The 24,216-nt window shown below is 70.7% G+C and carries 21 protein-coding genes; 12 read left to right on the top strand and 9 right to left on the bottom strand.

The genetic code is table 11. The annotated features are described in order from the left end of the window. The first annotated feature begins 113 nt into the window (after positions 1–113). The 3 genes from ACTWPT_RS09005 to ACTWPT_RS09015 are packed head-to-tail and all read left to right on the top strand — an operon-like array spanning position 114 to position 3,079. A complete protein-coding gene (locus tag ACTWPT_RS09005; RefSeq protein WP_443176802.1) occupies positions 114–1,085 on the top strand; it encodes a Bug family tripartite tricarboxylate transporter substrate binding protein in 972 nt (323 codons plus the stop codon). Then, the gene (locus ACTWPT_RS09010; protein ID WP_443176803.1) at positions 1,085–1,570 is read left to right on the top strand and encodes a tripartite tricarboxylate transporter TctB family protein; all 486 of its coding nucleotides are present in this window, start codon (positions 1,085–1,087) and stop codon (positions 1,568–1,570) included. Before ACTWPT_RS09005 ends, ACTWPT_RS09010 begins: the two co-directional genes overlap by 1 nt. Beyond that, positions 1,571–3,079 (top strand): tripartite tricarboxylate transporter permease, encoded by a 1,509-nt coding sequence (locus ACTWPT_RS09015; protein WP_443176804.1) that lies wholly within the window; start codon positions 1,571–1,573, stop codon positions 3,077–3,079. Here ACTWPT_RS09015 and ACTWPT_RS09020 read toward each other — a convergent pair. The 4 genes from ACTWPT_RS09020 to gatC all read right to left on the bottom strand — a co-directional run bounded on the left by ACTWPT_RS09020 (position 3,063) and on the right by gatC (position 7,823). After that, entirely contained in the window at positions 3,063–4,406 is a 1,344-nt protein-coding gene (locus ACTWPT_RS09020; protein WP_443176805.1) for an MFS transporter, read from the bottom strand. The two genes, ACTWPT_RS09015 and ACTWPT_RS09020, sit on opposite strands and share 17 nt — an antisense overlap. A 140-nt stretch (positions 4,407–4,546) precedes the next feature. Continuing rightward, positions 4,547–6,034, bottom strand: coding sequence for an Asp-tRNA(Asn)/Glu-tRNA(Gln) amidotransferase subunit GatB (gatB, locus tag ACTWPT_RS09025; protein WP_443177002.1), 1,488 nt, complete (start codon positions 6,032–6,034; stop codon positions 4,547–4,549). 2 nt (positions 6,035–6,036) lie between these two features. Further along, complete coding sequence (gene gatA, locus ACTWPT_RS09030; RefSeq protein ID WP_443176806.1) at positions 6,037–7,527, bottom strand: Asp-tRNA(Asn)/Glu-tRNA(Gln) amidotransferase subunit GatA; 1,491 nt, start codon at positions 7,525–7,527, stop codon at positions 6,037–6,039. After that, the gene (gene gatC, locus ACTWPT_RS09035; RefSeq protein ID WP_443176807.1) at positions 7,524–7,823 is read right to left on the bottom strand and encodes an Asp-tRNA(Asn)/Glu-tRNA(Gln) amidotransferase subunit GatC; all 300 of its coding nucleotides are present in this window, start codon (positions 7,821–7,823) and stop codon (positions 7,524–7,526) included. The genes gatA and gatC overlap by 4 nt, the downstream gene beginning before the upstream one ends. 146 nt (positions 7,824–7,969) lie before the next feature. Between gatC and ACTWPT_RS09040 the strand changes: the two genes are divergently transcribed. After that, positions 7,970–8,461: a hypothetical protein gene (locus ACTWPT_RS09040; RefSeq protein WP_443176808.1), complete on the top strand. Its 492-nt coding sequence runs from the start codon at positions 7,970–7,972 to the stop codon at positions 8,459–8,461. Here the strand turns inward: ACTWPT_RS09040 and ACTWPT_RS09045 are convergent, their stop codons facing one another. The 3 genes from ACTWPT_RS09045 to ACTWPT_RS09055 form a co-directional block, all read right to left on the bottom strand. Next, on the bottom strand, positions 8,462–10,537 hold the full coding sequence (locus tag ACTWPT_RS09045) for a putative bifunctional diguanylate cyclase/phosphodiesterase (RefSeq protein WP_443176809.1): 2,076 nt from the start codon (positions 10,535–10,537) through the stop codon (positions 8,462–8,464). Positions 10,538–10,898: 361 nt separating this feature from the next. Then, entirely contained in the window at positions 10,899–13,145 is a 2,247-nt protein-coding gene (ligA, locus tag ACTWPT_RS09050; protein ID WP_443176810.1) for an NAD-dependent DNA ligase LigA, read from the bottom strand. 45 nt (positions 13,146–13,190) lie between these two features. Beyond that, positions 13,191–14,183, bottom strand: a complete 993-nt coding sequence (locus tag ACTWPT_RS09055) for a methionine synthase (protein WP_443176811.1) — start codon at positions 14,181–14,183, stop codon at positions 13,191–13,193. Positions 14,184–14,207: 24 nt separating this feature from the next. On the opposite strand from ACTWPT_RS09055, the gene ACTWPT_RS09060 reads away from it, so the two are divergent. Then, positions 14,208–14,840 (top strand): MBL fold metallo-hydrolase, encoded by a 633-nt coding sequence (locus tag ACTWPT_RS09060; protein WP_443176812.1) that lies wholly within the window; start codon positions 14,208–14,210, stop codon positions 14,838–14,840. 98 nt (positions 14,841–14,938) lie between these two features. Here the strand turns inward: ACTWPT_RS09060 and mnmA are convergent, their stop codons facing one another. Next, positions 14,939–16,000, bottom strand: coding sequence for a tRNA 2-thiouridine(34) synthase MnmA (gene mnmA / locus ACTWPT_RS09065; RefSeq protein WP_443176813.1), 1,062 nt, complete (start codon positions 15,998–16,000; stop codon positions 14,939–14,941). A gap of 67 nt (positions 16,001–16,067) precedes the next feature. Between mnmA and ACTWPT_RS09070 the strand changes: the two genes are divergently transcribed. Continuing rightward, the gene (locus ACTWPT_RS09070; RefSeq protein ID WP_443176814.1) at positions 16,068–17,123 is read left to right on the top strand and encodes a DUF695 domain-containing protein; all 1,056 of its coding nucleotides are present in this window, start codon (positions 16,068–16,070) and stop codon (positions 17,121–17,123) included. Positions 17,124–17,138: 15 nt separating this feature from the next. Here the strand turns inward: ACTWPT_RS09070 and ACTWPT_RS09075 are convergent, their stop codons facing one another. Next, positions 17,139–18,302 (bottom strand): cysteine desulfurase family protein, encoded by a 1,164-nt coding sequence (locus tag ACTWPT_RS09075; RefSeq protein ID WP_443176815.1) that lies wholly within the window; start codon positions 18,300–18,302, stop codon positions 17,139–17,141. A 53-nt stretch (positions 18,303–18,355) separates the two neighbouring features. Here ACTWPT_RS09075 and ACTWPT_RS09080 point away from each other — a divergent pair, with 53 nt between their 5' ends. The 6 genes from ACTWPT_RS09080 (at position 18,356) to ACTWPT_RS09105 (ending at position 24,165) form a co-directional block, all read left to right on the top strand. Then, positions 18,356–18,865 carry a TetR/AcrR family transcriptional regulator gene (locus ACTWPT_RS09080; protein WP_443176816.1) on the top strand — a complete coding sequence of 170 codons (510 nt, stop codon included), beginning with the start codon at positions 18,356–18,358 and terminating at the stop codon, positions 18,863–18,865. 152 nt (positions 18,866–19,017) lie between these two features. Further along, entirely contained in the window at positions 19,018–20,211 is a 1,194-nt protein-coding gene (locus tag ACTWPT_RS09085) for an MFS transporter (protein ID WP_443176817.1), read from the top strand. Between the two features lie 119 nt (positions 20,212–20,330). Continuing rightward, entirely contained in the window at positions 20,331–21,236 is a 906-nt protein-coding gene (locus ACTWPT_RS09090) for an ABC transporter ATP-binding protein (RefSeq protein WP_443176818.1), read from the top strand. Further along, positions 21,233–21,997, top strand: a complete 765-nt coding sequence (locus tag ACTWPT_RS09095; RefSeq protein ID WP_443176819.1) for a hypothetical protein — start codon at positions 21,233–21,235, stop codon at positions 21,995–21,997. Before ACTWPT_RS09090 ends, ACTWPT_RS09095 begins: the two co-directional genes overlap by 4 nt. 24 nt (positions 21,998–22,021) lie before the next feature. Then, positions 22,022–22,729, top strand: coding sequence for a response regulator transcription factor (locus tag ACTWPT_RS09100; RefSeq protein ID WP_443176820.1), 708 nt, complete (start codon positions 22,022–22,024; stop codon positions 22,727–22,729). Beyond that, positions 22,726–24,165: an ATP-binding protein gene (locus ACTWPT_RS09105; protein ID WP_443176821.1), complete on the top strand. Its 1,440-nt coding sequence runs from the start codon at positions 22,726–22,728 to the stop codon at positions 24,163–24,165. The genes ACTWPT_RS09100 and ACTWPT_RS09105 overlap by 4 nt, the downstream gene beginning before the upstream one ends. The last annotated feature ends 51 nt before the right edge of the window (positions 24,166–24,216 follow it).

The following is a 24,216-nucleotide window of genomic DNA, read 5'->3' on the forward strand; positions in this document are numbered from 1 at the left end:
CAGGTCGCGACCAATACGACCACTATGACGGCAAGCACGCAAAGCCTCGACGTGGGCGGAAAGGGGATTCACGATCCCAGTTTCATAACCGTGAAATCCCCCTTGGAGTGATCATGCGCCTGCGCATATTCGCCGCACTAGCGGTGCTCTCCCTGGCCGCGCTCACTGGCTGCGGCGGCCAGAACGGCACCACCGCCTCCTCCGGCACCCTGCGCATCATGGCGCCGGCCGCACCCGGAGGCGGCTGGGACCAGACCTCACGCACCGCCGAGCAGGCGTTCAAGACGGCCGCCCCGGACCGGAAGGTCGAGGTGTTCAACGTTCCTGGCGCGGGCGGCACGATCGGCCTGGCGCAGCTCGCCGGCGAAAAGGGCAACGGCAACCTGCTGATGACCATGGGCCTGGTCATGGTGGGCGCCATCGAGCAGAACAAGTCGAAGGTCACGCTGGCCGAGACGACGCCCATCGCCAAGCTGACCGAGGAGTACGAGATCATCGTGGTCCCGGCCGAGTCCCCGTTCAAGACGGTGGCCGACCTGGTCGCCGCGTGGAAGGCCGACCCCAGCAAGGTGTCGATCTCGGGCGGGTCCGCGGGTGGCACCGACCACATCGTGGCCGGGCTGATGGCCAAGGCCGCGGGCGTTGACCCCAAGCAGGTCAACTACATCGCCAACTCGGGCGGCGGCGAGGCACTCAACCAGCTGCTCGGCAACAAGGTCAGCGCGGGCATCTCGGGCGTCGGCGAGTTCTCCGAGCACGTGAAGTCCGGCAAGCTGCGCGCGCTCGGCGTGACCTCGGGCGAGCGGATCGAGGGCCTGGACGCGCCCACGCTGAAGGAGGGCGGTCTGGACGTGGAGCTGGCCAACTGGCGCGGCTTCGTGGCCCCCGGCGGGCTGTCCGACACCGACAAGAAGTCCCTGACCGACCTGGTCACCAAGATGCACGACTCGCAGCCGTGGAAGGACGCGGTGGCCAAGAACGGCTGGATCGACTCCTTCCAGACCGGGCAGCAGTTCGCCGACTACCTGAACGCCGAGCAGACCCGGGTCAAGGCCGTCATCGCCGAGATGGGGCTCGTCTCCTGATGGCTCGCTGGTGGCGGCCCGAGCTCGGGCTGGCGGTCGTGGTGCTCGGGCTGGGCGTGTTCGTGATCGCCGGGACGCTGGACGTCTCGGCGGCGGCCTCCCAGCTTGGCATCGGGCCGCGGTTCTTCCCGATGCTGGTCGGCGGGGCCATGGTGCTCGTCGGTCTGTTCTACGTGATCGACGTGCTGCGCGGCGGGCACGGTGACCCCGAGGAGAGCGAAGACGTGGACGTGGAAGCGCCCGCGGACTGGCGCAGCGTGGGGCTGGTCAGCGGGATCTTCCTGGCGTTCGCGGCGTTGCTGAACGTGCTCGGCTGGATCATCGGCGCGAGCCTGCTGTTCTTCGGGCTGTCGCTGGCGCTCGGCGCCGAGCACAAGGTGCGCGCGGCGGTGGTCGCGGTCGTCATGGGGATCGCCACGTACCTGCTGTTCGTCAAGGGCCTCGGCGTCACGCTGCCGGGCGGCCCGCTGCAGGGGGTGATCTAGGTGGAGTCGCTGCAGCTCCTGCTCGACGGGTTCGCCGCCGCGCTCACCCCGGTCAACCTCATGTACGCGCTGATCGGCGTCACGCTCGGCACCCTGGTCGGCGTGCTGCCCGGCATCGGGCCCGCGATGACGGTGGCGCTGCTGCTGCCGATCACGTTCACGGTGCCGGCGGCCAGCGCGTTCATCATGTTCGCCGGCATCTACTACGGCGGCATGTACGGCGGCTCGACCACGTCCATCCTGCTCAACACGCCCGGCGAGTCCTCGTCGATGATCACGGCGTTGGAGGGCAACAAGATGGCCAGGCGCGGGCGGGCCGCCCAGGCGCTGGCCACGGCGGCCATCGGCTCGTTCGTGGCGGGGACCATCGCGACCGCGTTGCTGGTGGTGGCGGCGCCGGCCGTGGTGGCGTTCGCGATCTCGTTCGGCCCTGAGGACTACTTCGCGCTGGCGATCCTGGCGTTCACCGCCGTGTCGTCGGTGTTGTCCCGCTCGATCGTGCGCGGCCTGGCCTCCCTGGGACTCGGCCTGACGATCGGATTGGTCGGCATCGACCAGCAGACCGGGCAGGCGCGGCTCACGCTAGGCATCCCGCAACTACTGGACGGCATCGACGTGGTGATCGTCGCGGTCGGCCTCTTCGCCCTCGGCGAGGCCCTGTACGTGGCCTCACGGCTGCGCCACGCAACGCCCGAGGTGGTGCCCGTCGGCCGGGCGTGGATGGGCCGGGCGGACTGGGGTCGCTCCTGGCGGCCCTGGCTGCGCGGCACGGCGCTGGGCTTCCCGTTCGGCGCGCTGCCCGGCGGCGGGGCCGAGATCCCCACGTTCCTGTCGTACGCGGCCGAGAAGCGCCTGGCCAAGGGCGTGGCCAAGGAGGAATACGGCAAGGGCGCCATCGAAGGCGTCGCAGGCCCGGAGGCGGCCAACAACGCCTCCGCGGCCGGCACCCTGGTCCCGCTGCTCACCCTGGGCCTGCCCACGTCGGCGACGGCGGCGATCATGCTGGCCGCCTTCCAGCAGTACGGCCTGCAGCCCGGGCCCCAGCTGTTCGACCACGACCCGGCGCTGGTGTGGAGCATGATCGCGTCGCTGTTCATCGGCAATACGATGCTGCTGGTGCTGAACCTGCCCTTGGCGCCGGCGTGGGCCAAGGTACTGCGGATCCCGCGCCCGTACCTGTATGCCGGGATCGTGCTCTTCGCCGCCCTCGGCGTCTACGCGCTGAACGGCACCGTGGTGGACCTGTTCGTGCTGTTCCTGCTCGGCCTGCTCGGGTACGCCATGCGCCGCTTCGGCCTCCCGGTCGCCCCCGCCGTGATCGGCATGATCCTGGGCCCGATGGCGGAGATCCAGCTGCGCCGCGCCCTGGCGATCGGCGCGGGCGACGTGACCGTCCTGGTCCGCAGCCCGGTGGCGGCCGTGCTGCTGGCGGTGTCACTCCTCGCCCTGTTCACGCCCCTGTTCAGGAGGCTCTTCGCCCGGAAGGCCGACGTCACGCGGGTCGAGTGAGCGATTCTCGGGACGGTTCCGCCGCCGCGGCGGAACCGTCCCTGATCGCCCGCCCGGCGATGGCCAGCCCGGCCAGCGCCATGGCGAGAGTGGCCGCGAACACCGCCCAGTAACCCGACCCGGAGGCCGTGAACAGCGCGGCCGTGACGGCCACCGCCACCACCGCGAACACCGACTCGCCCACCTGCAGCGCCGAGCTGTTCTTGCCCTGCTCACCGGGCGCCGACAACTCCAGCGTGAGCACCGACAGCGTCGGGTACACCAGCCCGATCCCGAACCCGGTGATGATCCACGCCGGGTACGCCAGCGCAACCGGCACCGCCGTGAACGCCACCGTGCCCATGACCAGGATGCCCAGCGCCATCATGGCCGAGCCGAGCCGCAGGTTCGTCTTCTTGCTGAAGATCTCCCGCCCTTGCACCCAGGAGGCGAACGACCAGGTCAGTGAGCCTCCCATGAGCGCGAGCCCGGACGCCCACGTGGGCAGGTCGCGGTGGTCGACCAGCATGAGCGACACCATCACCTCGGCCGCGAAGAACCCTCCGGCCGACAGGCCGCGCAGCCCCACCACGGCAGGCAACCCGCGGGCGGCGCGCAGCGTGCCGCGGGGAAGGAGCCTCGGGAGCGCCACGGCCAGCACCACCAGGCCGACGATCAGCAGGGGGAACCGGCCGCCGCTGCTGCCGTACTGCATGAGCCCCGCGCCGACGGCGGTCACCGCCGCCCAAGCGATCTTGCCGATCAGGCCGGGCGCGGGTTCACTCTGGCCGCCCCTGACCGGCTGCCCGGCCAGCCCGCGCAGCAGCATCAGTCCGGCGGCCACGGTCAGGATCGGCACCAGCAAGAACACCCAGCGCCATCCGAGCGTGTCGGTCACCACGCCCACGATCGCCGGCCCCACCATGGAGGGCACCACCCACGCGGTCGCGAACAGCGAGAAGATCCTCGGATGCAGGCTCTCGGGGTAGACCCTCGCCACCACCACGTACAACGCCACACTGACCAGCGCCCCGCCGAAGCCCTGCAGGAACCGGCCGGCGATCAGCACCTCCATGGTCGGCGCCAGCCCCGCGACCACCAGCCCGGCCGCGAACCCCGCCGCGCCGGTCCACAGAGGCGCCTGAGGGCCGCCTACGTCCGCCCACCGACCGCCGAGCACCGTGCCGACCACGCTCGCGGCCATCGCGCCGCTGAACGCCAGCCCGTACAGCTCCAGCCCGCCGAGCTCCTTGGCCACGACCGGCATGGCGATCGCGACCGCCATGTACTCGAAGGCCACCAGCGACACCATCGCCACCAGGCCCGCCGTCAACGCTTTCCTCGTCATGCCGACGAACTTACGAGGGCCTGCGGCTGCGCACCTCCAGCAGGGGCCCTAGACCCGCACCGGCAATTGGACCTAGGACCGGCGCAGCACGCCCAAGGGCCCCGCCACCGGAGTGGCGAGGCCCTCGTGAGACGGGACGGTTACCCTTCGACGCCCAGCTTCTCCAGGATCAGCTGGCGGGCCCGGCCCGCGTCGGCCTTGCCCTTGCTGGCCCGCATGACGCCACCCACCAGTGCACCGGCCGCCGCGATCTTCCCGGACCGCACCTTCTCTGCCGCGTCGGCGTTGTCCGCCAGCACCTGGTCGATGATCGCCAGTAGCTCGCCCTCGTCGCTGACGATCTGCAGCCCGCGCTTCTCGACCACCTCATCGGGCGTGCCCTCACCGGCCAGCACGCCTTCGAGCACCTCGCGCGCGAGCTTGTCGTTGAGCGCCCCGGAGGCCACCAGCTCGGTCACGCGAGCGATCTGGGCCGGCGTGATGGGCAGGTCCGCCAGCGGGACCCCGCTCTCGTTGGCGCGCCGCGCCAGCTCGCCCATCCACCACTTGCGCGCGTCCGCCGCCGGTGCCCCGGCCGCGACCGTGGCCTCGACCAGGTCGAAAGCGTCGGCGTTGTGCATGGCCTGCATGTCGAGGTCGGACAGCCCCCACTCGGCCTGCAGCCGCTTGCGCCGGACCGACGGCAGCTCGGGCAGGGCCGCCTTCAGCTCGGAGACCCAAGCCGCATCCGGCGCGATCGGCACCAGGTCGGGCTCGGGGAAGTAGCGGTAGTCCTGCGCTTCCTCCTTGGACCGGCCGGACGTGGTCGTGCCGGTGTCCTCGTGGAAGTGCCTGGTCTCCTGGATGATCTTCCCGCCGTCGGCGAGGACGGCGGCCTGCCGCTCGATCTCGCTCCGCACGGCCCGCTCGACGCTGCGCAGCGAGTTGACGTTTTTGGTTTCGGTACGGGTGCCCCACTCGGACGAGCCGCGCGGCATGAGCGAGACGTTGACGTCGCACCGCAGCGAGCCTTCCTCCATGCGCACGTCGGACACGCCGAGCGAGCGCATGATCTCACGCAGCTCGGTGACGTACGCCTTGGCCACCTCGGGCGCGAGCCGGTCGGTCCCCGGGATGGGCTTGGTGACGATCTCGACCAGCGGGATGCCGGCCCGGTTGTAGTCGACGATCGAGTAGTCGGCCCCGTGGATACGCCCGGTCGCGCCGCCCACGTGCGTGGACTTGCCGGTGTCCTCCTCCAGGTGCACCCGCTCGATCTCGATCCGCACGGTCTCGCCGCCCACCTCGACGTCGACGTAGCCGTCGAAGCAGAGCGGCTCGTCGTACTGCGAGATCTGGTAGTTCTTCGGCATGTCCGGATAGAAGTAGTTCTTCCGGGCGAAGCGGCACCACTCGGCGATCGAGCAGTTCAGCGCGAGGCCGATGCGGATCGTCGACTCGATGGCCATTTCGTTGGCCACCGGCAGCGCGCCGGGCAGCGCCAGACAGGTCGGGCAGACCTGGGTGTTGGGCGGGGCGCCGAAAGTGGTCTTGCAGCCGCAGAACATCTTCGACTTGGTGCCCAGCTCGACGTGGGTCTCCAGGCCGAGCACCGGCTCGAACCGGTCGAGCGCTTCGTCATAGACCATGGTCATAGCGACGGGGCCTCCTTCAGCAGCGGGCCGCCCCAGCGGCTCTCCAGGGCCTTCTCCACGGCGGCGCCGACGCGGTAGCAGCGGTCGTCGGCCAGGACCGGCGCCATGATCTGCAGGCCGACGGGCAGGCCGTCCTCGTCGGCCAGGCCGCACGGCACCGACATGGCGGCGTTGCCGGCCAGGTTGGACGGGATGGTGCACAGGTCGGCGAGATACATCGCCATCGGGTCGTCGGTGCGCTCGCCGATCGGGAACGCCGTCGTCGGCGTGGTCGGCGAAACCAGCACGTCGACCTGCTGGTAGGCGGCCTCGAAGTCGCGCGTGATGACCGTGCGCACCTTCTGTGCCTGACCGTAGTAGGCGTCGTAGTAGCCGCTCGACAGCGCGTACGTGCCGAGCATGATGCGCCGCTTGACCTCGGGGCCGAAGCCGGCGGCCCGGGTCAGTGCCATGACCTCCTCGGCGCTGCGGGTGCCGTCGTCGCCAACGCGCAGGCCATATCGCATGGCGTCGAAGCGGGCCAGGTTGGACGAGCACTCCGACGGCGCGATCAGGTAGTAGGCCGGCAGGGCGGTCGTGAACGACGGGCAGGAGACCTCTACGACGGTGGCGCCGAGCGACTCCAGCAGCTTGACGACCTCGTTGTAGCGGGCCAGCACGCCGGCCTGATAGCCCTCGCCGGAGAACTCCTTGACGACGCCGATCCGCATGCCGGCGATGTCGGGGTTCTTCGCGGCCTCGACCACGCTGGGGACCGGGGCGTCGATGGAGGTGGAGTCCATCGCGTCGTGCCCGGAGAACGCCTCGTGCAGCAGCGCCGCGTCGAGCACGTTGCGGGCGAACGGGCCGGGCGTGTCGAGCGAGCTCGCGAACGCGATGATCCCGTAACGGGACGAGCCGCCGTACGTCGGCTTCATGCCCACGATGCCGGTCACGGCCGCAGGCTGCCGGATCGAGCCGCCGGTGTCGGTGCCGGTGGACAGCGGCGCCTCGTACGCGGCCACGGCGGCGCTCGAACCGCCGGACGAGCCGCCCGGCACCCTCGTCAGGTCCCACGGGTTGTGCGTCGGGTGGTAGGCGGAGTTTTCCGTCGAGGAGCCCATGGCGAACTCGTCGAGGTTCGTCTTGCCCAGGAAGACCAGTCCGGCCTCGCGCAGCCGCTTGGTGACGGTCGCGTCGTACGGCGGCCGCCAGCCCTCGAGGATCTTGGACGCGGCCGTCGTGGGCATGTCGCGCGTGGAGAAGATGTCCTTGTGCGCGATCGGCACCCCGGCCAACGGACCGAGCTTCTCGCCCGCCTTGAGCCTGGCGTCGACGGCCCGCGCCTGCTCCAGCGTGACCTCGCGATCGATGTGCAGGAACGCCCTGATCTTGGGCTCCACCTCGGCCATGCGGTCCAGGTGCGCCTCGGCCACCTCGGCGGCCGACACGTCGCCGGCGGCGATCATCGCTCCCAGCTCGGCGGCGGTCTTGCGAATCAGACTCATGCCTCCTCCCCGAGGATGCGCGGCACCTGGAAGCGGTCACCCTCGACGGCGGGCGCGCCGGCGAGCGCCTGCTCGGGGGTCAGCGACTGTCGCACCTCGTCGGCACGGAAGACATTGGTCAGCGGAAGCGCGTGCGACGACGGCGGCACGTCCTCGGCGGCGACCTCGGAGACCTTCGCGACCGCCTCGATGATGGCATCGAGCTGGGTGGCGTAGTGATCGAGCTCGTCGTCGGTGAGCGCCAGCCTGGACAACCGGGCCAGGTGTGCGACCTCGTCGCGGGTTATGGCGGACATGAGTCGTTTAACCCGTTTCGTGGATGGAGTCTTTGGACACTGCCATCCTAGGGGGCTTGACGTAGCGCCCCCGAACCATTAACCGGCCCGCAACACGCCGAACGATCCCGGCCGCCCGCTCGTTGCCCCTTCAGGAGGCGGGGGCCATGGAGCGTAACGGGTGCGGCGCGGGATGCCTGATTGTCCTGGTGGCCCTGACCACGCCGCTGGTCCTGCTGGCCGGTGTGCTGCTGACCGTCCTCACCGTGGACGCCGCCCAGCTGGAGTTCCGAGCCGCGCGGAAGCAGGGCACGATGGGGCACTTCACCGCGCGGGAGCTGGACTGCTCGGGCCGCGGCCCGTGCAACTGGAACGGCGTCTACGTGTCAGGCGACGGCTCGCTGACCAAGCCGGACGCCTGGATCTTCGGATACGGGTCGGACGAGCTGGCCGCGGGCGACCGGGTGGCGGCACTCGATGCCGGGCACGACGTCAAGGTCTTCCGTCCGGGTCACTACGACCTGCCCGGCGTGCTGCTGTTGGCGGGCTTCTCGCTGGCGACCCTGCTCCTGCCGGTGTACCTGTTCCGGCGCGCGCTCTGGAAGAGCCCGCCCAAGTGGACGCCGGAGCGGCCGACGTGGAAAGGCCATCGACTCTAGTCAGGCGGAGCGGCTGACCTCGGGCCGGTAACCGAACTCGACCTGGGCGGCCGCGGCCTCGGAGCGCTCGCGGAGCCAGACCGTGGCATCGGCGGCGGGCATGGGCTTGCAGAAAAGCCAGCCCTGACCCATGTCGCAGCCCATCTCGGCCAGCCGCATGGCGACCTCGTCCGACTCGACGCCCTCGGCCACCGAACGCAGCCCGAGCGAGCGCACCAGGTCCACGATCGAGCGCACGATCCGGGCGTCGTCCTCGGAGCCGGCGATCCTGCGCACGAACGAGGCGTCGATCTTGACCTCGGACACCGCCAGCCGCTGCAGCCTGATCAGGGAGGAGTAGCCGGTGCCGAAGTCGTCCAGGGCCAGCGGCACACCTAGGGCGGCCAGGGCCTTGATGGTCTCCTGCGTGTACGCCTGGTCGCCGGTCAGAATGCGCTCGGTCACCTCCAGCTGGATGGCCGACGGCGGCAGCCCGTACTTGGCCAGGCCTACCTCCAACTGCTCGGGCAGGGCCGAGTCAAGCAGGTCGCGGGCGGAGATGTTGACGGAGATCTGCACCTTGAGCCCGGTGTGCCACCAGCGGGCGGCCTGCTCGAGCGCCTCTTCGATGACGTACGCGGTCAGCTGGCGCATCAGGTAGGACTGCTCGGCCAGCGGGACGTATTCGGAGGGCGCGATCGGCCCGTGCACCGGGTGCGGCCAGCGCAGCAGGGCCTCCACACCCTGGACGGCGCCGCTGCCGAGGCTCACCTTGGGCTGGTAGTGCAGCCGGAGCTCGTGGTTGTCGATGGCGCGGCGGAGATCACCAAGTAACGTGAGCCGTTCGGGCGAGTTGCGGTCCTTGTCCGGCTGGTAGAGCTCGACGCCGGTGCGTCCCTCCTTGGCCAGGTACATCGCCACGTCGGCCCGCTGGAGCAGCAGCTCAAAGTCGGGCGCGTGATCGGGATAAAGCGCGATCCCGACCGAGGCGTCCACGTCGAAGGTCATGCCCTCCAGCCGCACCGGCTCGGTCAGCGCGGCGCGGAGCCTTGCCGCCACCTCCCTGGCCGCGTGGGCGTCCCTGATCGAGGGCAGCAGCACGGCGAACTCGTCGCCGCCCAACCTGGCCACGACGTCCTTGGGTCGTACGGAATGGGTGAGCCGGTGCGCCACCATCTGCAGCAGCCGGTCGCCCACCGGGTGGCCCATCGTGTCGTTGACCTCCTTGAACCGGTCGAGGTCGAGGAGGAACAGGCCGACCCGCTCGTCCTGCCGGGCCTCCGCGAGCGCCTCCTCGGTGCTCACGATGAGCATCTTGCGATTGGGCAGACCGGTCAGCTCGTCGTGCAGGGCCTGGTGGTCACGGCGCATGGACAGCGTTGCGGTGAAGTAGACGGCGGCCAGGGGGGCGACGAAGAGCGGCACGAGGCCGGGCGAATGGTTCATGACCACGACGACCAGGGGCGCCAGGCCGAGCAGCGCGGCGTAGACGAGGCTCTGCGGCCCCACGGTGACCTTCAGCACCCGGACGATCGAGCGCCGCTCGTGCAGCGCGACCGCCCCGCTGACCAGCGTCGCCCTGGCGGCGAAGTACGCGACCCCGGCCAGCGCGATCGCCGGCAGGTGGCCGCCGCCGGGCTCCCACGGCGCGGCCGGGCTCGGCACGATCCCGAACGCCCCCAGCACCACGGCCGCCGCGGTCAGCGCCAGGGTCGATTGAGCGATGTTGAACATGACCCGATGCCAGGACTTGCGGGTCACCACGCCGTTGATGGCGACGGCGACGGCCTGCATCAACACCGCGACCGGCAGCCCGAAGTGCAGCAGCACGGCGAAGGTGAACATGGTGGAGGGGTAGGTGCCGCCCACCAGGCTGGCGGATGACACCATCACGGGCCTGAGCTCGCCCAGGATCACGAGCACCGCCAGCACCCAGAACAGTGCCGTGCGGGCCAGTTCCACGAGCGCCACCCAGTCCAGCCTGATCATCGCCACGACGAGGGCGGTGAAGCCGATCATGGTGACGCCGGCGAGGAACGCCCACAGCGGCGTGCCGACGCGTGGTCCGGTATCGCGGGTGTCGGTTGGGTCAGTCATCGGTAACAGAACCCCCATTAGGTCACTATGGGAGGGTACGACCTTTACCCCACTTCGCGAAACCAAGCGCGTACGGTCCGTAGTTCTCCTTTCCGACATATACCCAAAAACCACCGTGCGTAGCAAGCAGGCAGCCATCCGTATGTGCGCGTGGGGCACGGCCCCGCCCTCCCACCGCACCGGGGGATCGCCGGCCCGCGACCCGTAGGCACAATGCGCGCAAATCACCGCCCCATGCGCGCAAGCCCCCAACCCCGGCCGACCGCATGCAGCCGTCGCCCCGCCCCTCCTCGCACCGCCCATGTCCGCCCACCCGAACGAGCCACGTGCCGGCCGGGCGCCACGGCCGGGGCGGGCGCCGTTAAGCCTCCTCGGGCTTGACCGCCACCTGTGCCGCCGCCTCCGGCCCGTCCTTCAGCAGGACCTCGAACCCGGCCCCGTCGAGGATCGGCACCCCCAGGCTCACTGCCTTGTCGTACTTCGACCCCGCGTTCTCCCCCGCCACCAGGAACGACGTCTTCTTCGACACCGACGAGGCGACCTTCCCGCCCCGCCCGGCCAGCGCTTCGGAAGCCGAGTCCCGGGTGTAACCCTCCAGGGTCCCCGTGACCACGAACGTCAATCCCTCGAGGATCTGCGGCCCCTTCTCCGGCGCCGGCTCGTCCTCCATCCGGACCCCGGCGGCCCGCCACCGTTCGATGATCTCCCGATGCCAGTCGACCCCGAACCATTCCTTGATCGTGGCCGCCATCCGCGGCCCGACGTCTTCGACCGCCGCCAGCTCCTCCTGCGAGGCGTTCATGATGGCGTCGATCGACCGCATGGCGTCGGCGAGCTTGCGCGCGGTGGGCGGCCCGACGTGCCGGATGGACAAGGCGACCAGCACCCGCCACAGCGGCAGCTGCTTGGCGTCCTCCAGCTCCTTCAGGATCAGGCGGGCGTTCTGGCTGGGCTCGCCGTTGATGTTGGAGAAGAACGAGACGATCTTCTGTTCGCCGGTCCTGGGGTCGATCTTGGCCAGGCCGGTGTCCTGGTCACGGACGACCGACTTGATCGGGATGAGCTGCTCCATCTTCAGGTCGAACAGATCGGCCTCGGTGCGCACCACGGGCTCCTGCGGCGGCAGCGGCTGCGTGAGGGCGGTGGCCGCGACGTAGCCGAGCCCGTCGATGTCGAGCGCGTAGCGCCCGGCCGCGAAGTAGATGCGCTCACGGATCTGCGCCGGGCAGCTCCGGGCGTTGGGGCAGCGCAGGTCGGCGTCGCCCTCCTTCTCGTACGCCAGCTGCGTCCCGCACTCCGGGCAGTGCGTCGGCATGACGAACTCCCGCTCGGACCCGTCACGCAGCGCCGCGACCGGCCCGACGATCTCGGGGATGACGTCGCCCGCCTTGCGCAGCACGACGGTGTCGCCGATGAGCACGCCCTTCTTGACCACGATGGCCGCGTTGTGCAACGTGGCCCGCTCGACGGTCGAACCGGACACCACGACCGGCTCCATGACCGCGTACGGCGTGACCCGCCCGGTCCTGCCCACCCCCACCTGGATGTCGAGCAGCTTGGTGTTGACCTCCTCCGGCGGGTATTTGTACGCGATCGCCCAGCGCGGTGCCCGCGAGGTGGAGCCGAGCTCGCGCTGCGTGCGGAAGGCGTCGATCTTGACCACGACCCCGTCGATCTCGTACGCGGGATCGTGCCGGTGCTCGCGGTAGTGCTCGATGTAGCCGTTGACCCCGTCGAAGTCCGGCACCACCTTGTAGAGATCGCTCACCGGCAGCCCGAACTCGCGCAGCCGGTCGTAGACGTCCGACTGTGCCCGCGGCTCCTTCGCGCCCTCCCAGACGCCGATGCCGTGCACCAGCATCCGCAGCGGCCGCTGGGCCGTGATGCGCGGGTCCTTCTGCCGCAGCGTGCCCGCCGCCGAGTTGCGCGGGTTGGCGAACGGCGGCTTGCCCTGCTCCACGAGCTGCTCGTTGAGCTTTTTGAAGTCCTCGACCGGGATGTAGACCTCGCCGCGCACCTCGACCAGGCTCGGCACGTCGTCACCCTTGAGCCGGTGCGGGATCCCCTTGATCGTGCGGACGTTGGCCGTGACGTCGTCGCCGGTGCGCCCGTCGCCCCGGGTGGCGGCGCGCTCCAGCCTGCCGTCCCGGTAGACCAGCGCGATCGCCAGCCCGTCGATCTTCAGCTCGCACAGGTAAGGCCCGGGGTCGCCTTCGGCCAGCCGCTCGGCGCGCGTCGCCCACCCCGTCATGTCCTCGGCGTTGAATGCGTTGTCCAGGCTCTCCATCCTGGCCAGGTGCTCGACCTTGGCGAAGTCGCCCGCGACCGGCGCGCCGACCTTCTGCGTCGGCGAGTCCGGCGTCTGCAGCGACGGATGGGCCTCCTCCAGCGCGAGCAGCTCCTTGAACCACTCGTCGAACTGGGCGTCGCTGACCGTGGGCTGGTCGAGCACGTAGTAGCGCCAGCGGGCGTCCTCGACCAGCTCGCTCAGCTCGGCATGCCGCTTGAGCGCGGCCACAGGCACGCCCCCGACGCTCGACTCGCTGGTCACGGCACCCTCTCCTCTCGTCCGACGGCTTGAGCAAACGCTACCGCCGAGCACCGACATCGCGAATGGCCCGGGGATCCAAGAGGGCCCAGCGCGTATCCGCGCTCAGCCCTCTTGCCTGCCGCCCGCAGGATCCTCCTTGAGCACCTGGGCGGCCTTCCTGCACGCCGCCAGCGCCGCCTTGGCGTAGGCGGGGGACGCCCCGGCCAGCCCGCACGCCGGGGTCAGCACGACCTGCCCGGCCAGCTTGTCCGGCGGGAACCCGAGCCGCCGCCACAGCTCCACCGCCGGCTTGGCGATCACTCCCACATCCGGCAACCGCACGTCCCTGCCCGGCACGACGCCGAGCAACAACATCGCCCCGGCCTCGACGAGCTCCCCCAGCGCGTCCTGGTCCCGCCGCCGCAGCAGCGAGGCGTCCACGGAAACCCCGCGCACCCCGCCCCGTCGCAGCACGTCGAACGGCACGGAGCGGGCGCAGCAGTGCACGACCGGATCGTCGAACAGCCGCAGCGACTCTTCGACCCGCCATTCCTCCACGGCGGCGAGCCGGCCGAACCCGGAGGCCGTCGGCACGGTCCCGGCCAGCACCCCAGGCAGCCCCGGCTCGTCGAGCTGCAGCACGATCTCCGTCACCCCGGGCAGCCGCCGCCGCACCTCGGCGCAGTGGTCCGCGACTCCCTGGGCGAGCGAGGCGGTCAGGTCGCGTACGGCCCCGGCGTCGGAGAGCACCTTGTCCCCGTGCCTGAGCTCGATCGTCCCGGCCAGCGTCCACGGCCCGCAGACCTGGAGCTTCAACGGCCCGGCGTAGTCGTGCCCGATCTCCTCCAGCGCGTCCAGATCCCGCCGCAGATGATCGACGGCCCGCTGATGATCACGCCCGGGCCGGTCGGTCAGCCGCCACCCGGACGGCTGCACCTCGACGGGCAGTTCGATCAGCAGCGCGGCCGTCCTGCCGACCATGTCGGCGCCGACGCCCCTGGCCGGCAGCTCGGGCAGGTACGGCAGCCCCGGCACCTCACCGAACACGACCCGGACCGCTTCAAGATGATTATCTCCAGGATGCGAGCCGACCCCGGTGGCTTCCCACGTAGACATGGGTACAAGCGTAGGCTCTGGCGAATGAAGCTCACCAAGTACGGTCACGCGTGCGTACGCCTGGAGAAGGACGGCAAGGTCCTCGTCATCGACCCGGGGGCGTTCACCGAGGACCCGGTGCTCGACGGCGCCGACGCGGTCCTGATCACCCACCAGCACTTCGACCACGTCGATCCTGGCAAGCTCGCGACCGCCCCGCCGGGCGTGGAGATCTGGACGTGCGAGGGCGTCGCCGGCGAATTGTCCGACGTGCCGGTCAAGGTGAACGTGGTCCGGCACGGCGACGGCTTCGAGGCGGCCGGTTTCGGGGTGAAGGTGTTCGGCGAGTGGCATGCAAAGAATCACCCCGATTGGCCGATCGTCCAAAATGTCGGCTTCCTGGTGGACGACGAGGTCTTCTACCCTGGTGACGCGCTCACCGTCCCCGAGGCGGAGGTGCCCACGCTGCTGGTGCCCACCAACGCGCCGTGGCTGAAGATGGCGGAGATGGTGGAGTATCTGCGGACGGTACGCCCCGCGCGGGCGTACTCCACCCACGACGGCCTGCTCAACGACAACGGCCTCGGCCTCGTGGACAACTGGCTGAGGGTGGAATCCGACAAGCTCGGCGCCGACATCCGCCGTCTCCAGATCGGCGAGTCGGTCACCCTGGGCTGACGTCAGGTCAGGTCGGCGTCCACCGTTCGGCCGGCGTCGTCACGACCTCAGACGCGACGAGCGCTACGAGGCCGTGACGACGCCCTCGGACGCGAGCGCTACGAGGCGCCGGCGATGGTGGCGGACCCCACGACGGTGTCCCCGCGGTAGAGGACGGCCGCCTGGCCCGCCGCGACGCCCATGGCCGGGCGGTCGAGGTCGATGCGCAACCCGCCGTCGATCTCCTCGAAGCGGCACCCGTAGACCTCACCGTGTGCCCGCAGTTGCACGGTGAGCTCGCCAGAGACCTCGGACGGCCCGTTCCACACCGGCGGACCGCAGGTGATCGACGTGACCTCCAGCGCCGAACGCGGCCCGACCGTGACCGTGTTGGACACCGGCTCGATCGACAACACGTAGCGCGGCCGGCCGTCCGCGGCCGGGCGGTCGATGTGCAGGCCCTTGCGCTGGCCGATCGTGTAGCCGTGCGCGCCCTGGTGGCTGCCGACCACCGCACCGCCCTCGTCCACGATCGGCCCTTCCGCCGACCCGAGCCGCTTGGACAGGAAGCCCCGTGTGTCGCCGTCGGCGATGAAGCAGATGTCGTGGCTGTCGGGCTTGTCCGCGACGGTCAGGCCGCGTCCGGCGGCCTCCTCACGCACCTCGGCCTTGGTCGAGTCGCCCAGCGGGAAGATCGCATGGCCGAGCTGCTCGCGGGTGAGCACACCCAGCACGTAGGACTGGTCCTTGCCCTCGTCGGCGCTCCTGGACAGGACCCCGTCGACCAGCCTGGCGTGATGACCGGTGGCGACCGCGTCGAAGCCCAGGGCCAGCGCCCGGTCGAGCACCGCGGCGAACTTGATCTTCTCATTGCAGCGCAGACACGGGTTGGGCGTGCGGCCCGCCGCGTATTCGGCCACGAAATCCTCGACCACGTCGCGCTGGAAACGCTCGGCCATGTCCCAGATGTAGAACGGGATGCCGATCACGTCGGCGGCACGGCGCGCGTCCCGCGAGTCTTCGATCGTGCAGCACCCCCGGGCGCCCGTGCGGTGGGATTGGGGGTTGGCCGACAGGGCAAGGTGGACACCAGTGACATCGTGGCCCGCCTCGGCGATCCGAGCGGCGGCCACGGCTGAGTCGACGCCGCCCGACATGGCGGCAAGCACACGCAGTCCCATGACCTTTCCAGGGTACTGTCCGGCGGGGAGTGCGCGACCATGGCAGGGATCTGGGAGTATTCAGCCCATGCGACTGTTCGGGCGCAAAGACGCAGACGACGAGGACGACGAGCCGCGCGGAGACGGGATCGCCGAGTTCTGGACGTGGTGGCAGGAGGCCAGGCCGCGGCTCGACTCGCTCGTGGCCGCGGGCGACGCCGAAGGGCTGGAGGACCTGCTCGCCCCGGCCGTCGCCGCCCTGCATCCCGGCCTGGTCTGGGAGGTGGCGCCCGGCAGGAACGCCATGCACACCCTGGTGGTGACCTCGGCGGGCGACGCCGAGCTGCGCCCGCTCGCGCACCGCTGGGCCAAGGCAGCGCCGGAGGCCGACCTGCTCTGGGAGTTCCACCCGTCGCGGCAGGCCAATCCGCAGGCGCTGGAGCTCACCCTGGACGTGGGCGGCTTCGAGTTCGCGCTCGACAAGCTGATGCTGGGCCTGCGGGCGCCGCGGGACACGCCGCGGGTCGACGTGGCCGCTTACCATCCGATCTTCGGCGAGCTCGACGAGGACACCAGGCTGGAGACCGCGCTGCTGGCCCTGGACTGGCTGCTCGGCGAGGACGACGTGGCCAGGTGGGTGGGCGAGATCACGGCCGTCACGTTCGAGCCGATCGACGCGGTCCCCGCCGTGCATCTGCCCGCCGTGGTCGCCGACGTGGCCTCCGGTTTCGACGAGGAGCAGTGGGTGCTGCTCGAAGGGCAGACGGCGGGCGGCGCGCCGCTCGTCGCCACGGCCCGCTATCCGCTGCGCCCGGTCGACTATCCGCTGTTCGACCAGCACATCGCGATCACGCTGCCGTACGCGCACCGCGACGAGGCCGGCCTGCCGATCGGCGAGTCGCTGACGGCGCTGCGCGACTTCGAGGAGCGGCTGGCCGCCCGCATGCTCAAACTGCGCGACGACGCGGTGCTCGCCGCGCACCTGAGCACCGAGGGACTGCGGACGATCCACGTCTACGCCGACCCGACCGGCGACGCCGCCATCCACGCCAAGGAGCTCATCGTGGGCTGGGAGGAGGGCGAGCCCCGGGTGGACGTCGGCACCGACGCCGGATGGACCGCCGTGGCGCCCTTCCTCAGCTGACCGGATCGGCCGGTCTCAGCTCAGGCCGGCGCGGCGGGCGCGTTCGACCACGGCCGGGAGCACCTCGATCAGCCGGTCGACGTCCTCGCGGGTCGAGGTGTGGCCCAGCGTGAACCTGAGCGAGCCCCGCGCCGCGGCCGCGTCGGCCCCCATGGCCAGCAGGACGTGTGACGGCTGCGCCACGCCCGCCGAGCAGGCCGAGCCCGTCGAGCACTCCACGCCCTTGGCGTCGAGCAGCATGAGCAGCGCGTCGCCCTCGCAGCCGGGGAAGGAGAAGTGGGCGTTGCCGGGCAGCCGGTGCGCCGGGTCGCCGTTGAGCACCACGTCGGGCACGGCCTGGCGGACACGTTCGATGAGCTCGTCGCGCAGCGCCGTCAGGCGGCGGCTCAGGGCCTCCCGGTGGTTGACGGCGGTGCTGACGGCGGCCGCGAGCCCGGCGATCGCGGGCGCGTCCAGCGTGCCGGAGCGCACGTCGCGCTCCTGGCCCCCGCCGTGCTGTACGGACACCGGGGTCAGCCCTCTCGCCAGCAACAACGCACCGACGCCCATCGGGCCGCCGACCTTGTGGCCGGTCAGCGTGAGGGCGTCGGTCCCCGACTCGGCGAACGACACCTGCAGCTGCCCGATCGCCTGGACGGCGTCGGTGTGGAACGGGATGCCGTGGTCGCGGGCGATGGCGGCCAGCACGCGCACCGGCTGGACGGTGCCGACCTCGTTGTTGGCCCACATGATGCTGATCATGGCCACGCCGTCGGGGTCGCGCTCGATCGATTCCCGAAGCGTGTCGGGGTGCACGCGGCCGTACGCGTCGACCTCCAGCAGCTCGACCTCCGCGCCCTGGCTGCCGGCCAGCCAATGGGCCGGGTCCAGCGCGGCGTGGTGCTCGACGGAGCTGAGCAGCACGCGCCGCCGCGGCTGCCGGGCCCAGTAGAGCCCCTTGATCGCCAGGTTGTCGGCTTCGGTGCCGCCCGAGGTGAACACGACCTCGCTGGGCCGGGCGCCGAGCGCGTCGGCGATCGTCTCCCGCGATTCCTCGACCACCCTGCGCACCTGGCGACCCGCCGCATGCAGCGAGGAAGGGTTTCCGACCCGTTTGAGTTGCTCCGTCATGGCCTCGATCGCCTCGGGCAGCATGGGCGTGGTCGCTGCATGATCAAGATAGGCCGACGGTCTGGTCACGTGCTCAGGGTATCTCGTTTGCGACTGTACCGTCCGGACGGTACAGTAAGGGCATGAGAAGAGACGAGCTTTTGGACGCGGCGGAGGAGCTCCTCTGCGACCAGGGCTCGACCGCGCTCACGCTGTCAGCCGTCGCGGAGCGCGCCGGCGTGAGCAAGGGTGGCCTCCTCTATCACTACGGCTCCAAAGAAGCCTTGATCAAGGGCATGGTGGAGCGGTTGATCGAGGACTTCGACGATCTCATGGCCGCTCAGTCAGGCGAGACCTATACCGAGCGCTACGTGGGTGCCACCATGGCCGCCGTGCGATCGGGCCGCCTGCGACGATGGGCCGTCGTCACCGGGGCGTCGGGCAACCTCTTCCTCCTCGCGCCGCTACGTGACGCTATGGCCCGGTGGCATCGCGAGGGGTTGAGCGACGAGCCGGATCCTCAGGCGTCGCAGATCGTACGGCTCGCGTGTGAAGGGCTCTGGGACGTGGCCAGCCACGACCCGGAGCTGAACACCGAGGACGACCTGCGGGCCCTCGAGGGTCGCTTGAGAGCCCTGCTCAAACCTGCCTGAGCCCGCCCTTCTCCCACCTTTCACTCTGACACCTCGGCGCGCCTCCTTTTCGTGTGCCGGGGTTACGACCGCGTGGCCACCCTTCGGGCTGACCCGATGTGATGCCATGCGCCCAAAAACGCTGAAACTACGACTTCATGGGGTGTTGCCGTATGACCCGCAACCTGAGGAGCGCCCGCTACGGGGCGGTCCTCACCTTCGTCCTTGGCGGCCTGATGGTGGGCACGATGACCGTGCGCATCCCGGCGCTGACCGACAAACTCGGCCTGTCCGAGTCCACGATCGGTGCCATCCTGCTGGTCTGGGGCCTGGGCGCCCTGGTGACCATGCAGTTGATGCGCGGGATCATGGCCCGCGCGGGCAGCAGGGCGGTCCTGCGGGTCGGCGGCCCACTTACCGCCCTCAGCCTCGTAGCCGTGGCCTTCGCCCCGGATCTCCCGTGGCTCATGGCCGCCGTGGCAGTGTTCGGCCTGGGGTTCGGCATGGTCGACATCGCCATGAACGCCCAGGGCTCCACCGTCGAGCAGGCGTACGGCCGTCCGTTGATGAACGGCATGCACGCGGGCTGGTGCGTCGGCGCGATCGCGGCAGGCGCCCTGGGGAGCCTGTCGATCGCCCTGGGGCTGTCGTTCACCGCCAACGTGGCGCTGATCGGCCTGGCCGCGCTGCCGGTCATGATCTTGCTCGGCCGCACGTACCTGCCCGAGACGCCGGCCGCCAAGACCGCCGCGACGGCCCGCCGCCGCATGCCGCCGATCGTCTACCTGCTCGGCGCGATCATGTTCTTCGCCTTCATGGTGGAGGGCACCGTCGCCGACTGGAACGGCCTGTACATGCGTGACGAGCTCGGCGCCCCCGAAGCCCTGGCGGTGCTCGGCTACCCGGTCTTCGAGGCGGGCATGCTGATCGCCAGGCTCACCGGCGACCGCCTGCGGACCAGGTTCGGCGTGCGCGGCATGCTGACCGTCTCCGGGCTGGCCACGGCCGGGTTCTTCGCAGTGGTGCTGCTGGCTCCCGCGGCGCTGGTGGCCGTGTTCGCGATGTTCTTCGTGGGCCTCGGCGTGGCGACGATCTCGCCGCTCACGCTGTCGCTCGCCGGGACCGCAACCGACACCCCTGGTCCGGCGATCGCGCAGGCGGGCGCGATGGGGTACACGGGTCTGCTGCTCGGCCCCGTGGTGATCGGCTTCCTGTCGGACGCCACCACCCTGCGTACCGCGCTCGGCATCGGCGTCGTCCTGGGCCTGCTGATCGCCCTGGCCGCCCGCCTCCTCCCGAGCAGGGAGCCGGCCGCGATCAGCCCGCTGCCGGTGAGGGATCGGGAGCCCGCCGAGGCCGCCGCCTGACCGGGGGCCTGTGAGTTCTCTGTGGATTCCCGCGGGCCCGACCATAGGGCGTCGCCACCTCACAGAGAACTCACAGAACTCCTCAGAGCACACGCAACCGGCCACCACATGCTGGACCCATGATCCAGCTCAGCGGATTGACCAAACGCCACGGCGAGGTGCTCGCCGTGGACGATCTCACCTTCACGGTACGGCCGGGCCTGGTCACCGGCTTCCTGGGCCCGAACGGCGCAGGCAAGACCACGACCATGCGCATGATCCTCGGCCTGGACCTGCCCACCTCCGGCACCGCCACCGTCAACGGCCTCCTCCACCAGGACCTCCCACACCCGCTACGCGAGGTCGGCTCGCTGCTGGAGGCGCAGGCTGTGCACCCGCGGCGCACCGCCCGCAAGCACCTGCTCTACCTGGCCCAGACGAACGACCTCCCGCCGGCCCGCGTCGACGAAGTCCTCGACCTGGTCGGGCTCACGGACGCGGCGGACAGGAAGGCCGGCGGGTTCTCGCTGGGCATGAGCCAGCGGCTGGGCATCGCCGCCGCCCTGCTCGGGGACCCGCCGGTGCTGCTGCTCGACGAGCCGGTCAACGGCCTGGACCCGGAGGGCGTGTTGTGGATCCGCACGCTCATCCGCGGCCTGGCCGCCGAGGGCCGTACGGTGCTGATCTCCAGCCACCTGATGAGCGAGATGGCGCTGACCGCGGACCGACTGGTGGTCATCGGCAAGGGCCGGCTCATCGCCGAGTCGGACATCGGTGAGTTCACCGAGGGCGACGCCGCGGTGCTCGTGCGCTCGCCCGACGCCCCCTCCTTCGCCCGGCGACTGGAGCTGACCGGCGCGCACGTGCAGGCGGGCGGGGAGGGCGAGCTGATCGTGACCGGCATGACGGCGCCCGACATCGGGCGGCTGGCGGCGGCCGAGGGGGTACCGCTGTTCGAGCTCACCCCGCGGCGTACATCACTGGAGGAGGCCTTCATGGAGCTGACTCGGGACAGCGTCGAGTTCGGAGCGGGGGCGGCCCGATGATCGACGCAGGAGTGCTCAGGGCGGAGTGGACCAAGTTCAGCAGCATCACGGCCACCATGGTGCTGTCGCTGGCGACGTTCGCCGTGTCAGGGGCGTTCGGGTGGCTGTTCAGCCAGGCGGCGGCCAACCAGTACACCTCGGCCACACCACAGGAACGGCTGGACTTCCAGCCTCTCGACATGGGCATGCGCGGCCTGTTCATCGCGCAGTTGCTGGTCGCGGCGCTGGGCGTGCTGGTCGCCTCCTCCGAGTACGGCTCGGGCACCATGCGGGCCAGCGTCGCCGCCGTCGGCAGGAGAGGCCGCCTGGTGGCGGCCAAAGCGTGGCTGACCGCGCTGACCGCGCTGCCGGTGAGCGTGGCAGGGATTTGGCTGATGTACGTGGTGAGCCAGACGACCCTGGCAACGGGCGGCGCGCCGTACACCATGCCCGGCGATCCGGGTGCACTGCGGATGCTGCTGCTCGGGCCTGTGGTGTTCACGCTGCTGGCGCTGTTCGGGCTGGCGCTGGGATTGCTGCTGCGCGGCACGGCCGCCGCCGTGAACGTCAGCACCGCCTTCCTCCTGCTGCCGATCTTCGCCACGGCCTCCCCCGACCTCGTGCGGCACTTCATCTCCACCTATTGGCCGAACATGGCCGCCTTCCAGACCGTCTCCGGAACGTCCGAACTGCCGGCCTGGGCGGGATCCGGCATCCTCGCCGGCTTCGTGGCGGTCATGCTGATCGCCGCCTTCGTCCGGTTCAAGAACCGCGACGTCTGATTACGCTGGACCGGGGGAGGTGCCGTGGGCGAGAGACTGCTGGTGGTCGACGACGAGCCCACCGTCAAGGAGCTGCTCTCGGCGACGTTACGCTTCGCGGGCTTCACGGTGAGCTCGGCGGAGAGCGGTGCCGAAGCACTGGAGTCGGCTCGGCGCGACCCGCCCGACCTGGTCCTGCTCGACGTCATGCTGCCGGATCTCGACGGGTTCGAGGTCATCCGCAGGTTGCGGAGCCTGCCGCGGGCGGGCGGCCGGCCGGGACCCGTACCCGTGCTCTTCCTGACGGCGCGCGACGCGACGGCCGACAAGATCAACGGGCTCCGGCTGGGCGGCGACGACTACGTGACGAAGCCGTTCGACCTGGAGGAGCTGCTCGCCCGCATCCGGGCGATCCTGCGGCGTACGGGCGCGATCCCCGACGACCACACGATCGTCGTCGGCGACCTGGAAGTCGACCCCGACGGCCACCAGGTGACCAGAGCGGGCCATCCGGTACGCCTGTCACCGACGGAGTTCCGGCTCCTCCATTACCTGGCGCTCAACGCCGGCCACGTGTTGCCCAAGCCGCAGATCCTCGAGCACGTATGGCGCTACGACTTCGCCGGCGACACGAGCATCGTGGACACGTATGTGAGCTACCTGCGCCGCAAGCTCGACACCGGTGGCGAGCCCAAGCTGATCCACACCGTCCACGGGGTCGGCTACGTACTCCGCAAGCCGAGACACCGATGATCGGCAGGCTGTCCCTCCGCGCCCGGCTGCTGGCCATTGCGATGGGACTGCTCGTGGTCGGCCTGGTGGCGATCAGCTCGATCGTGCTGCGCCAGCTGGAGACCCAGCTCCTGGCCCGCATCGACGCGCAACTGGCGCCGCTGGGCACGGCGCTGTCAGCGATCCCGCCCGAGTTCGTCACCAGGATGCGGCGGCAAGCGGACCGGGCGCCGCTGCGCGCGGCGCAGCTCGACCTGGTCGAGAAGGCGTACACCGCGTACCTGTCGGCCGACGGCGCGGTCGTCCGTGAGATGGGCGACCCGGTAGGGCCCGACCTGCCCCGGCTCGACGCCGCGACCGTGTCGGCCCGTGCCGGCGAGCCGTTCACCGTGGAGGGCCCAGACGGCGAGGAGTGGCGGGCGGTGGCCCTGCCGCGGACTGCCACGGGCGGCTCCGACCACGCCAGCGTCGTCGGGGCCGTCTCGCTGGAGGCCATGCACTCGACCATCGCCCGGCTCCGCGCGGCCAGCCTCATCGCGGGCTCCATGCTGCTGGGGATGCTCGCGCTGGTGGGCGGGTTCGCGATCAGAGCGGGACTTGCGCCGCTGCGCCGCGTCGAGGAAACAGCCGCGGCCATCGCCGACGGCGAACTGTCCAAGCGTGTGCCTGAACCCGGCCCACCGAACACCGAGGTCGGACGGCTGGCCCACTCACTCAACAAGATGCTCGCCCAGATCGAGCAGGGCGTCGCGGCCAGCGCGGAATCGGAGGCCCGCATGCGCCGCTTCGTCGCCGACGTCAGCCACGAGCTCCGTACCCCGCTGTTCGGTATCAAGGGCTTCTCGGAGCTGTATCGCATGGGCGGCACGGAGGCCGGGCCCGCGCTGGCCCGCATCGAGAGCGAATCCGGGCGGCTGGCGCGGCTGGTGGAGGACCTGCTGCTGCTGGCCGGCCTCGACGAAGCCGACGGCCCCGCCCTGGACCTCACCCCGATGGACCTCCGCACCCTCGCCGCCGACGCCCGCCACGACTTCGCCGCCCTCGACCCGTCCCGCCCCGTCGCGTTCACCGGGCCTTTCGGCGGCCTGGCGGCGAGCGCTCCGGTGCTGGGCGACGAGGCCCGGCTCCGGCAGGTGGTCAGCAACCTGGTGGGGAATGCCGTCACCCACACGCCGGCGGGAACCCCGGTGCGGATCGGCGTGGGAACCTCTGGGTCGGAGGCCGTGCTGGTGATCGAGGACGAGGGTCCAGGGCTCAGCGCCGAGGAGGCGGCCAGGGTGTTCGACCGCTTCTACCGGGCGGACGGCTCACGGGCACGCACAACGGGCGGCGCGGGACTCGGCCTGGCCATCGTCCGCTCCATCGTCACCGCCCACGGGGGAAGGGTGGAGGTCCGCTCGGCACCCGGCAAGGGCGCCGCCTTCCGCATCCACCTCCCGACCGCCGCTCTCCAGTGAAATCCGAGGACGCTCACATCCCTCGCGATGGCGCAACGTATCGGCGAAGCG

Origin of the sequence: Nonomuraea sp. 3N208, from assembly GCF_052245935.1 — a bacterium.
Taxonomy (GTDB): domain Bacteria; phylum Actinomycetota; class Actinomycetes; order Streptosporangiales; family Streptosporangiaceae; genus Nonomuraea.

Bases quoted from the DNA above. Each gene is read 5' to 3' on its own strand.
- gatC (WP_443176807.1), bottom strand. From the start codon at position 7,823: ATGTCCGCCATAACCCGCGACGAGGTCGCACACCTGGCCCGGTTGTCC.
- ACTWPT_RS09070 (WP_443176814.1), top strand. From the start codon at position 16,068: ATGCGACTGTTCGGGCGCAAAGACGCAGACGACGAGGACGACGAGCCG.
- ACTWPT_RS09085 (WP_443176817.1), top strand. From the start codon at position 19,018: ATGACCCGCAACCTGAGGAGCGCCCGCTACGGGGCGGTCCTCACCTTC.
- ACTWPT_RS09090 (WP_443176818.1), top strand. From the start codon at position 20,331: ATGATCCAGCTCAGCGGATTGACCAAACGCCACGGCGAGGTGCTCGCC.
- ACTWPT_RS09105 (WP_443176821.1), top strand. From the start codon at position 22,726: ATGATCGGCAGGCTGTCCCTCCGCGCCCGGCTGCTGGCCATTGCGATG.
- ACTWPT_RS09060 (WP_443176812.1), top strand. From the start codon at position 14,208: ATGAAGCTCACCAAGTACGGTCACGCGTGCGTACGCCTGGAGAAGGAC.
- mnmA (WP_443176813.1), bottom strand. From the start codon at position 16,000: ATGGGACTGCGTGTGCTTGCCGCCATGTCGGGCGGCGTCGACTCAGCC.
- ligA (WP_443176810.1), bottom strand. From the start codon at position 13,145: ATGTCGGTGCTCGGCGGTAGCGTTTGCTCAAGCCGTCGGACGAGAGGA.
- ACTWPT_RS09080 (WP_443176816.1), top strand. From the start codon at position 18,356: ATGAGAAGAGACGAGCTTTTGGACGCGGCGGAGGAGCTCCTCTGCGAC.
- gatA (WP_443176806.1), bottom strand. From the start codon at position 7,527: ATGAGTCTGATTCGCAAGACCGCCGCCGAGCTGGGAGCGATGATCGCC.
- ACTWPT_RS09005 (WP_443176802.1), top strand. From the start codon at position 114: ATGCGCCTGCGCATATTCGCCGCACTAGCGGTGCTCTCCCTGGCCGCG.
- ACTWPT_RS09020 (WP_443176805.1), bottom strand. From the start codon at position 4,406: ATGACGAGGAAAGCGTTGACGGCGGGCCTGGTGGCGATGGTGTCGCTG.
- ACTWPT_RS09055 (WP_443176811.1), bottom strand. From the start codon at position 14,183: ATGTCTACGTGGGAAGCCACCGGGGTCGGCTCGCATCCTGGAGATAAT.
- ACTWPT_RS09010 (WP_443176803.1), top strand. From the start codon at position 1,085: ATGGCTCGCTGGTGGCGGCCCGAGCTCGGGCTGGCGGTCGTGGTGCTC.
- ACTWPT_RS09040 (WP_443176808.1), top strand. From the start codon at position 7,970: ATGGAGCGTAACGGGTGCGGCGCGGGATGCCTGATTGTCCTGGTGGCC.
- ACTWPT_RS09095 (WP_443176819.1), top strand. From the start codon at position 21,233: ATGATCGACGCAGGAGTGCTCAGGGCGGAGTGGACCAAGTTCAGCAGC.
- gatB (WP_443177002.1), bottom strand. From the start codon at position 6,034: ATGGTCTATGACGAAGCGCTCGACCGGTTCGAGCCGGTGCTCGGCCTG.
- ACTWPT_RS09045 (WP_443176809.1), bottom strand. From the start codon at position 10,537: ATGACTGACCCAACCGACACCCGCGATACCGGACCACGCGTCGGCACG.